Origin of the sequence: Escherichia sp. TW14182 (assembly GCF_000208525.1) — a bacterium.
Classification (GTDB): Bacteria; Pseudomonadota; Gammaproteobacteria; order Enterobacterales; family Enterobacteriaceae; genus Escherichia; species Escherichia ruysiae.
Genome location: NZ_AEJZ01000202.1, coordinates 1 through 6997, shown reverse-complemented (window position 1 = coordinate 6997; position 6997 = coordinate 1). Strand labels below are relative to the sequence as shown.

Here is a 6997-nt window from a genome sequence, read left to right as displayed (position 1 = left end):
CTCATCATCAGAAAGAAAGGCCATCTCTGTGTTCTGAACTTTCAGTTTACGTATACCGCGTACAGGGTTCGCGTTGTGAAAGACCTCAGCTTCAATCAGCACCGTGAACATGGTAGACAGAACGCATAAATCACGATTAATACTGGACGGCATTAATCCGGCCTGTAATTTCTCTGACCGATATTCAAGCATAAATTTTCGCGTCATCTGACTGGCGCGAGGATCTCCCATTTCACGAATAACCTTCCCTAGCCTGACCCTGTAGCTATCCCCGTAAGCCTGATTACGCCCGTCAAGCATCCACCACGCATCAAGCAGCTCTGATAATCGCCGCTGATCAGCTGGCTTAGCCTGCCATGGCTTGTCATGGAAGTTCTGTAACACATACTTCTCAAACTCCTGAGCCTTTGATTTCAGGGTAAAGGTTTTCCGAATCCGCTTTCCTTCCGCCCCCTGAGGTCTGACATCAACCCGATAACGTCCGTCTTTGAGTTGCTTAATCGACATGATTAGCCCCTCCAACGGATAAATTAACTAAACACTCCTTGCGAGATGTAATTCGCTCAATGTGTAAAGTCAGCCAACATTGCGGCCTGATCGGGGTGATTTTTGGGTAATGCCGATTGAAGCCTGATCGTCCTCCGACTGAATGGAGCCATCAAGAGAGAGAGCCGGAGCAACCTGCCCGGCAGCGGGAAATGTTTTGTCGTGAAGTATCCACATAGTGTATTTTTCGAATCGCTCGACTTGGATTACTTTTTCTACAACCTCAATTCGCGCAGGTTTATATCCAGACTCATAATTTCCTATAGTCCCTACAGAAACCCCCGTTACTTGCGAAAACTGAGATTGGGTAAGTTTTTCCGCATTTCTGATCGCCTTTAGTTTTTTGGCATAATCTCTTGACATGTTCACCATACGATGAGTATCCTCTCTTCATTCTTCACCACAAGGTGAAGTAAACAAACCAAAACAAACCATCACAAGGCGCGACAAGCGCACCAACACAAGAGGATAACAAATGCGGGACTTCATTGCCGATAAAGAGTTATCTGACCACCAACCACTTCAGGAAAGTGACACACTCAGCGGATCCATTGATGCCGCCAACAACGACGAACACGAAGAAAACAAGAAAAAGCGCTCTTACAAAAAAGGAGCAAATTTACGGCTGGATGGTCCGATCGCCGGGCTTTGCTCTCTGGAAAGAGGCGCGGCATATATTGGGCTAACAAAAGCCGCACTGCGCATGGCCCTTAATCGCGGTCAAATGCCGGGACACAAAACGCGCACAAACCCGGAAGATGAAGATTCAGACGGCGTATGGTGGTTTAACACCAAAGAATGGGACGCACTTGCTGACGAGTTACCAGAGCTTGAGCCACCAGAATGGCACAACTGGAAAAGCTACTGGACGTATGACCGCCAGAAAAGAAAGTTCTCTCCAGCCGACAAAGAAGACTGCCAGACCGTTAACGGAAAACGGGTTTATATGGGTAGAAGCTCAAAACTGGAAAGACGCAGAGATCACGAGAGCGATTTATCATGAGCAACATCAAGAGCGTCGACGCATTCTTTGCACGCCCGAAAGAACAACGAGACGCATGGTTGCTGTGGCTGGGACTTTGAAATGACAAACCACGAAGATAAAGCACTACTGGAACGACTGGAAGCCCTGAAAAACGAAAAACCACACCAGAAGCTTTTGCTGGTTTTTCCGGGCAAACCGCAGATTGAAATCAGCGTTGACTACCACGAATTACACAGAACGTTCGCTGACCTGATGGCATTTAAATCAAAGCTTCAGAATGGCGAAGATTTGAAAAGTGTCACCCTGCATCCTGACGATGAATACGGTCATTTTTGTCGAGATGACGTCAAAGAGACGATTGGAATGATTTTAGAACCAATATACGGCGTCATGCTCCGTTTTCCTGCTGAAGAAGCACTGGAACTTTACGGGCAGATTCTGAATAACAAATCAATGCTAATTGAGCCACGAAATATATCGGGGGCTTGTACCCCCGATATAAAAGAAAGTCAAGACCTTCAAGTTGACTCAGTAAAAATGAACCGGCGGTACCTCAAAAAAGGGAAGTTCCTCGGATTCATAAATCAATGACGTGATTTAGAGCTTAAGGATTCTGTAATCTCAGCCTTTGAGATGTATTGCTGAAGAAAAACAACAAGGTCTTTTGCTTGCTCAAGAGTTAAGGCCGTAAACAACTCTCCAGCTTTAGGTAACTCAGTATCGTTACCTAAATCATAATGGAAACGTAGGCAGGCATGATTATTAACACTCAGACACTCAAGTTCACTGGGCGTATAAACAGGTACTGATTTTTGAGTCATATAAACCTCATTTGTGGTTGGTTAAACACGCGCCCTTTACAGCCCCTTCAAGACTGCGGGCGCCGGAAAAATACCACAAAACCATGCGCCGGACATGGCTAAAACCCGGCACAAATTCGCAACAGCAGCAGGATATTTTTGTATGAAGCAACGACGTAATTCTTCACAGCAACGCTTCCGCAACGGGGCAGAACGCCATGCTAACCGTTTCGCTACCAGTGCATCACGCAGCAGCTCTCGTTACAGCCTGAGCGAAACACACGCAACGCCGGATGGCCACCCAGTAAAACAAATCGGCGAGCATGCCTGGCTGATTGAGAAAGCTGGAATCGTGGTCCATAAATGCCCACGCAATCCGTTTACCGGAAATCGCATTTTTGCACTAAGCAGCGGCGACAATCAGTTCGGGCAGGATTTCACATTATACGAAGCACTACGCACGGTTGATCGTCTGCTTCGCGGACAAAGTTTTATTAAACAGACTGATTTATAACAGGTGCTTTATGACCAAAGAGCATGCACAAGGTGTATTTATCCGTTTTATTGATTTTCGCGGTGAACTGTTATTACGCGCATCAGCCATTGACGGAGTTGTTCCATCCGAAAAAAACGCAGCTACTTACGTTTATCTGAACGGTACGCGCCTGACTGTGGAGCTTCCGTACCAGACCGTACGAGAAATCATTAGCAAAGCTGAAAAGGCACGTCAGATTAATAGCGATGAACCATACATCGAAATTATCTGCATGGATTCAGAAGCTGAAATTCAGAAAGCAGATTAAAGGATATTGCGATGGACAAAGAATATAAAACTCTCATTAACAAAGCACTTGAGCAATATCATTTTGATGTAGCGGAGTACGGTCATTCTGCTGTTCCCCTAGCTCATAACTCGCTGACAGAATCGGTTCGCCACCTTCGGGAATACGCCAAAATTCGAAGGGATTTTTACGCATATAAAGAACTCGAAACTGTGGTGGGGCTTTTGTGTAAAGGGTGCATTATTGAACCATACGAACTGGAGAACGCCGCATGAGTATATTTATGTCCTGGCTTGTTCTGATTATTTCGGTGGTCTGCGCCATTGGGATTGTGCGAATTATTCATTCAGTGAAAAAGATTGAACGTTATTTCCCCGACGAATAACAGCACAACTAAACACCAGATTAAATAAGAAAACGTGAAAACAATCCGCACTCGCGGAGGTATTCGCACACACAAATAACGAGGATACAAAATGAACGCTAAAGATACAGTCACCATCACCAAACTGAAAAAAATATCAGAAATGGAAGATGCATTAGCCAGGCAGGCATTGAGAGAAGGGCTTATTCCCTTTTATGTTCGTTCAATGGCTATAGCAGAAGTCACCGCAAGTGCTGCTGGACTTATTGAAAGCCTGAACAACGAAATCAGCACTCTCAAAGCTCAATTAGCCGGCACCAACACTTCTTCCCCCAGCATTGGGAAACGGGTCTTTATCATCAACAACCCACAACAGGAATACATCATCCTGGCAGACCTGCAGGGGAGCTACATGATTGCTGCGGTTCCGGCAAATGAGAGCGAACCGCTGAGTGATGTACACATCATCAGACGCGACCGGATTGCGTTCATCGACATGGCAACCTCTTCCCCATTTAACGCATAACCCCATGAAAAACCAAAGGAGCACAGCGATGATCAAATCATTCTTAACCGTACATTTCACATCGGGCGGCATTGAATACGACGTGGAAGACAGCCTGATCGATCACGACAGAACAGCCCCCTCCCGCAGCGAGCCCGGTATTCATCACATCTGGCTTAAGAACGGGAAGCATTACACGGCTACTAACGTGATGTATGTACAGGTTCTGCGCAAAAAAAGCAGGCAACTAACGACCAGGGTACAGGAGCCACGAAGATGACCATTCTGGACTACATCGCCGCCAATCCGGGTTGTAGCGGTGGAGAAATCGCTGCCGCGCTAAATACCCCAACCACAGCCATTAATGCGGAGTTACGCCGACTCTGGCGCAGCGGTTCAGTCATAAGAAAAGAGCGCAAAACAGGCGGTCGCTTTTCTTACCAGATAAACCCGATGCCGTTCGGGTGCGGCAATCCACTTACCAACATGTTTAACCAACTACTGAAGGAAGCCAGAGCATGAGCACCATCAACCACCAGGAACTACGCGAACTGGCGACAGACTCGCAACGAATGGCAACGCATCAAAAATTACTAGCGTTTCACGCAATGCTCTCGCCGTCCGCTGTGCTGGCACTGCTGGATGAGCTGGAGCACGCCAGAACCATGGCTCCAGCCATTCGCCTGACGCTCCATCATGAAATCGCTGATTTCTGCGCACCACTGGGTTCGCCTGGTGAACCAGAAACGCCGGAAGCAATGCAACGAGAGCTACTGCAACGCATCGACAAGGTTTTTGATTTTTTCCTTAACCAGTAAAGAACCGCGATATGAACAAAAAGACCTGGTTTCGCGCATACATGTGGGCGCTGGTATGCGTCCTCGTTTCTCTCATTCTGTATGTGGGGCTACTTCCCAGAATGATTTCATCAGACAGCTCCTTCCTGGTATTGCTGGGCATTTTTGTCGCCTTGCTGTACCCGGCGGGCGTTGTCCGCTTTTTCAGTAACTACATCAAAGCAATTATGGAAACCAAACAATGAAAAAACTATTACCACTCATCCCTCTCCTGATGACCACACTTCTGGTTGGCTGTGACCGCGTGGAGCCGGGCAATGTAGGCATCAAAGTCAACAAACTGGGCGACGACAAAGGCGTCGGCGAAGTGGTTGGCGTTGGCCGCTACTGGACTGGCTGGAATACAGAGGTTTACATCTTCCCCACCTTCAAGCAAATGAAGACCTACGATGAGCCGTTCAGCTTCCAGATGAGTGACGGCACAACCATCGGCTATCACATCGGCGTGGCTTACAAGGTTGATCCATCCAAAGTTACCACAGTGTTTCAGACCTACCGCAAAGGCGTGGATGACATTACCGACACTGACCTGCGCCAGAAGATCGCCGATGCACTCAACCGACTGGCCAGCAAAATGACCACCGATAAGTTTATCGACGGTGGTAAGTCTGAACTGCTGGATTCAGCACTTAAAGATATTCAGGAAGAGATGACCCCCATCGGTATTCAGGTCATGAGCCTCTCTTATGTGGGTAAACCGGAATATCCGCCAACCGTTATCGACAGCATTAACGCCAAAGTCACGGCAAACCAGAAAACCCTGCAACGCGAGCAGGAAGTCAAGCAACGCGAAGCAGAAGCCAACATGCTACGCGCAGAAGCAGCCGGACAGGCTGATGCCATTCGCACAAAAGCCCAGGCTGAAGCCGATGCTATTCGTTTACGCGGTGAAGCTCTGCGCCAGAACCCCGGTGTTATGGAGCTGGAAGCAATCAACAAATGGAACGGCACGCTGCCGCAATACATGACCAGTAATACCGCTGTTCCGTTTGTTCCGGTGAAGTGATTCAACCCGGCCAGTGAAACCGCTGGCCGGAAATATAACGAATAAACAAAAAGCCAGAGGACAGAACATGCACAAAGCCTTTGAACGATGGATGCGCCAGCGTTACGGCAATCGCTATGACCTGACAAGGGATGTTGATGGCTACTACTGCCGCGAAATTGTGAAACGAATGTTTGAAGTGTGGTGTCACGCTCGCGGCCTGTACGCCGTGTAATCCGTGTCACTGCCAGAAGGTTAACCCATGTATACACAAAAAAACCGCTTGCCATGCCGCAATCAGTCAGGTTACATTTCCGCTGCACCTCATAAAACGAGTGCCGGGATTGCAACCCCCGCTGACAACTACAGCGCACAACCGCGCCAGCGGTTTTTTTGTGCGTACCGTATCGCCACGTCTTTTTCGCACACGAATTATGGTGGGGCGTACGGGGCCGACTTCGGTCGGGCCGGTTTCTGTAGTTGCCGGTGGTTGCAACCCCGTACGTCTCACCACCCAGAATTGCAACCTCTGGATGGTGAGTTTTCAAAACTTGCAACTACAGAGGCCACACCATGGCAAACCGCAAACAGCACCGCGCTATCGCGGAGCGTCGTCACATCCAGACTGAAATCAACCGCAGACTTTTCCGCGCATTCCGTGTCGCGCAAATCATGCACATCAATATGCTGCATGAACGCAGTCACGCACTATCGAACAGCTATTCCGCCTCTGTTTTCAGCTATCTGGCGGATGATCTGCGCGAGCTTCAGCAGCTCATCCAGCAGCAAAACAAACTCCATTAATTCCTGTTCCGGGCCTTTCCTGCACCTTGCGGCGGGAGGCCTTCGCACATCTGTAGTAAAGAGAATTGCAGCATGATTGACGCTCATGACTTCACAAGATGGGTGCGCACACAGGACACCCGTCTGGCTCCCATTCTTCAGGGATTATTTGATCTCTACATCCGTGGTCGTGACAACAGAGCACGCACCACAAAACCGGAGAATGCGGACACCCTTTATTTCACAGTAGACGACTGCTACCGCGTGGACTTCACACCACACGGGCTGGCGTTGCACTGCCTGACACCACACGGCGAATCACTGCTGGCGTATTACGACTCCCCGGCCTCCGTATTCGCGGCAATGCTGGCGCATCGCACTGCTGGCGGG

17 protein-coding genes and 1 pseudogene are annotated in these 6997 nt (G+C 48.7%); 15 read left to right on the top strand and 3 right to left on the bottom strand.

Translation table 11 applies throughout. The features are described from left to right. Nucleotides 1-507: phage integrase (locus tag EQY_RS0116505; RefSeq protein ID WP_000023743.1), on the bottom strand; the 507-nt coding region annotated here is incomplete at its 3' end. Between the two features lie 69 nt (nucleotides 508-576). Further along, complete coding sequence (locus EQY_RS0116500) at nucleotides 577-918, bottom strand: helix-turn-helix domain-containing protein (RefSeq protein WP_000247829.1); 342 nt, start codon at nucleotides 916-918, stop codon at nucleotides 577-579. Nucleotides 919-1021: 103 nt separating this feature from the next. Here EQY_RS0116500 and EQY_RS0116495 point away from each other — a divergent pair, with 103 nt between their 5' ends. Both EQY_RS0116495 and EQY_RS0116490 read left to right on the top strand, forming a co-directional pair. After that, a complete protein-coding gene (locus EQY_RS0116495) occupies nucleotides 1022-1549 on the top strand; it encodes a Cox family DNA-binding protein (RefSeq protein ID WP_001204239.1) in 528 nt (175 codons plus the stop codon). An 81-nt stretch (nucleotides 1550-1630) separates the two neighbouring features. Next, the gene (locus EQY_RS0116490) at nucleotides 1631-2122 is read left to right on the top strand and encodes a hypothetical protein (RefSeq protein ID WP_000181337.1); all 492 of its coding nucleotides are present in this window, start codon (nucleotides 1631-1633) and stop codon (nucleotides 2120-2122) included. Here EQY_RS0116490 and EQY_RS26290 read toward each other — a convergent pair. Continuing rightward, nucleotides 2116-2352 carry a hypothetical protein gene (locus tag EQY_RS26290; RefSeq protein ID WP_138984122.1) on the bottom strand — a complete coding sequence of 79 codons (237 nt, stop codon included), beginning with the start codon at nucleotides 2350-2352 and terminating at the stop codon, nucleotides 2116-2118. The two genes, EQY_RS0116490 and EQY_RS26290, sit on opposite strands and share 7 nt — an antisense overlap. A gap of 142 nt (nucleotides 2353-2494) precedes the next feature. Here EQY_RS26290 and EQY_RS0116485 point away from each other — a divergent pair, with 142 nt between their 5' ends. The 13 genes and pseudogenes from EQY_RS0116485 to EQY_RS0116425 form a co-directional block, all read left to right on the top strand. Continuing rightward, complete coding sequence (locus tag EQY_RS0116485) at nucleotides 2495-2845, top strand: DUF4761 family protein (protein ID WP_000813715.1); 351 nt, start codon at nucleotides 2495-2497, stop codon at nucleotides 2843-2845. Nucleotides 2846-2855: 10 nt separating this feature from the next. Further along, the gene (locus tag EQY_RS0116480) at nucleotides 2856-3134 is read left to right on the top strand and encodes a hypothetical protein (protein WP_000159463.1); all 279 of its coding nucleotides are present in this window, start codon (nucleotides 2856-2858) and stop codon (nucleotides 3132-3134) included. Nucleotides 3135-3145: 11 nt separating this feature from the next. Continuing rightward, nucleotides 3146-3388 carry a DUF4754 family protein gene (locus EQY_RS0116475; protein ID WP_000357023.1) on the top strand — a complete coding sequence of 81 codons (243 nt, stop codon included), beginning with the start codon at nucleotides 3146-3148 and terminating at the stop codon, nucleotides 3386-3388. After that, nucleotides 3385-3498 carry a hypothetical protein gene (locus tag EQY_RS26285; protein WP_000021718.1) on the top strand — a complete coding sequence of 38 codons (114 nt, stop codon included), beginning with the start codon at nucleotides 3385-3387 and terminating at the stop codon, nucleotides 3496-3498. The genes EQY_RS0116475 and EQY_RS26285 overlap by 4 nt, the downstream gene beginning before the upstream one ends. A 91-nt stretch (nucleotides 3499-3589) precedes the next feature. Further along, nucleotides 3590-4003: a hypothetical protein gene (locus EQY_RS0116465; RefSeq protein WP_000991900.1), complete on the top strand. Its 414-nt coding sequence runs from the start codon at nucleotides 3590-3592 to the stop codon at nucleotides 4001-4003. Nucleotides 4004-4031: 28 nt separating this feature from the next. Continuing rightward, nucleotides 4032-4262: a hypothetical protein gene (locus tag EQY_RS0116460; protein WP_000597304.1), complete on the top strand. Its 231-nt coding sequence runs from the start codon at nucleotides 4032-4034 to the stop codon at nucleotides 4260-4262. Further along, nucleotides 4259-4504 (top strand): MarR family transcriptional regulator, encoded by a 246-nt coding sequence (locus EQY_RS0116455; protein WP_000153674.1) that lies wholly within the window; start codon nucleotides 4259-4261, stop codon nucleotides 4502-4504. The genes EQY_RS0116460 and EQY_RS0116455 overlap by 4 nt, the downstream gene beginning before the upstream one ends. After that, nucleotides 4501-4800 carry an ead/Ea22-like family protein gene (locus EQY_RS0116450; protein WP_000104289.1) on the top strand — a complete coding sequence of 100 codons (300 nt, stop codon included), beginning with the start codon at nucleotides 4501-4503 and terminating at the stop codon, nucleotides 4798-4800. The genes EQY_RS0116455 and EQY_RS0116450 overlap by 4 nt, the downstream gene beginning before the upstream one ends. Before the next feature lie 11 nt (nucleotides 4801-4811). After that, complete coding sequence (locus EQY_RS0116445) at nucleotides 4812-5024, top strand: hypothetical protein (RefSeq protein ID WP_001036814.1); 213 nt, start codon at nucleotides 4812-4814, stop codon at nucleotides 5022-5024. Then, nucleotides 5021-5845 carry an SPFH domain-containing protein gene (locus tag EQY_RS0116440; RefSeq protein WP_000735346.1) on the top strand — a complete coding sequence of 275 codons (825 nt, stop codon included), beginning with the start codon at nucleotides 5021-5023 and terminating at the stop codon, nucleotides 5843-5845. The genes EQY_RS0116445 and EQY_RS0116440 overlap by 4 nt, the downstream gene beginning before the upstream one ends. 67 nt (nucleotides 5846-5912) lie before the next feature. Beyond that, nucleotides 5913-6059, top strand: a complete 147-nt coding sequence (locus EQY_RS0116435; protein WP_000548496.1) for a hypothetical protein — start codon at nucleotides 5913-5915, stop codon at nucleotides 6057-6059. 338 nt (nucleotides 6060-6397) lie between these two features. Continuing rightward, nucleotides 6398-6628 (top strand): derepression protein, encoded by a 231-nt coding sequence (locus EQY_RS26860; RefSeq protein ID WP_000013448.1) that lies wholly within the window; start codon nucleotides 6398-6400, stop codon nucleotides 6626-6628. Between the two features lie 72 nt (nucleotides 6629-6700). Beyond that, a pseudogene (locus EQY_RS0116425) lies at nucleotides 6701-6997 on the top strand (replication endonuclease); the annotation flags it as partial.

Bases quoted from the DNA above. Each gene is read 5' to 3' on its own strand.
- EQY_RS26290 (WP_138984122.1), bottom strand. From the start codon at position 2,352: ATGACTCAAAAATCAGTACCTGTTTATACGCCCAGTGAACTTGAGTGT.
- EQY_RS0116435 (WP_000548496.1), top strand. From the start codon at position 5,913: ATGCACAAAGCCTTTGAACGATGGATGCGCCAGCGTTACGGCAATCGC.
- EQY_RS0116445 (WP_001036814.1), top strand. From the start codon at position 4,812: ATGAACAAAAAGACCTGGTTTCGCGCATACATGTGGGCGCTGGTATGC.
- EQY_RS0116500 (WP_000247829.1), bottom strand. From the start codon at position 918: ATGGTGAACATGTCAAGAGATTATGCCAAAAAACTAAAGGCGATCAGA.
- EQY_RS0116460 (WP_000597304.1), top strand. From the start codon at position 4,032: ATGATCAAATCATTCTTAACCGTACATTTCACATCGGGCGGCATTGAA.
- EQY_RS0116495 (WP_001204239.1), top strand. From the start codon at position 1,022: ATGCGGGACTTCATTGCCGATAAAGAGTTATCTGACCACCAACCACTT.
- EQY_RS26860 (WP_000013448.1), top strand. From the start codon at position 6,398: ATGGCAAACCGCAAACAGCACCGCGCTATCGCGGAGCGTCGTCACATC.
- EQY_RS0116455 (WP_000153674.1), top strand. From the start codon at position 4,259: ATGACCATTCTGGACTACATCGCCGCCAATCCGGGTTGTAGCGGTGGA.
- EQY_RS0116490 (WP_000181337.1), top strand. From the start codon at position 1,631: ATGACAAACCACGAAGATAAAGCACTACTGGAACGACTGGAAGCCCTG.
- EQY_RS0116465 (WP_000991900.1), top strand. From the start codon at position 3,590: ATGAACGCTAAAGATACAGTCACCATCACCAAACTGAAAAAAATATCA.
- EQY_RS0116480 (WP_000159463.1), top strand. From the start codon at position 2,856: ATGACCAAAGAGCATGCACAAGGTGTATTTATCCGTTTTATTGATTTT.
- EQY_RS0116450 (WP_000104289.1), top strand. From the start codon at position 4,501: ATGAGCACCATCAACCACCAGGAACTACGCGAACTGGCGACAGACTCG.
- EQY_RS0116485 (WP_000813715.1), top strand. From the start codon at position 2,495: ATGAAGCAACGACGTAATTCTTCACAGCAACGCTTCCGCAACGGGGCA.
- EQY_RS0116440 (WP_000735346.1), top strand. From the start codon at position 5,021: ATGAAAAAACTATTACCACTCATCCCTCTCCTGATGACCACACTTCTG.
- EQY_RS0116475 (WP_000357023.1), top strand. From the start codon at position 3,146: ATGGACAAAGAATATAAAACTCTCATTAACAAAGCACTTGAGCAATAT.
- EQY_RS26285 (WP_000021718.1), top strand. From the start codon at position 3,385: ATGAGTATATTTATGTCCTGGCTTGTTCTGATTATTTCGGTGGTCTGC.